1 protein-coding gene is annotated in these 240 nt (G+C 42.5%); it reads right to left on the bottom strand.

Annotated elements, in window-relative coordinates; translation table 11 throughout:
- On the bottom strand, positions 1 to 240 hold a 240-nt coding region (locus TEPIDINF_RS15120), incomplete at both ends, for an RNA-guided endonuclease InsQ/TnpB family protein (protein ID WP_421692417.1).

Here is a 240-nt window from a genome sequence, read left to right as displayed (position 1 = left end):
TGACCGCAACATGAACAAGTTTTGGATGATGGAAACCACTTATCTATTTTGATAAGCTTTTTCCCCTGCTCCTCTAACTTGTATTGGAGAAAGGTGGTGAACATGCCCCAGCCATTATCATGGACACTTTTGCCAAAATGGAGGGCTTGAGACATCCCTTTCATGTTGAGGTCTTCGATAACCACGCAGTCATACCGTTTCGCTAATTTGTGTGATTCCTTGTGTAGAAAGTCTTTTCGT

The sequence above is a fragment of the Tepidibacillus infernus genome, from assembly GCF_048898065.1.
GTDB classification, from domain to species: Bacteria; Bacillota; Bacilli; order Tepidibacillales; family Tepidibacillaceae; genus Tepidibacillus_B; species Tepidibacillus_B infernus.
The sequence above is the reverse complement of the archived record's forward strand: the minus strand, read 5'-3'. Positions and strand labels throughout refer to the sequence as shown.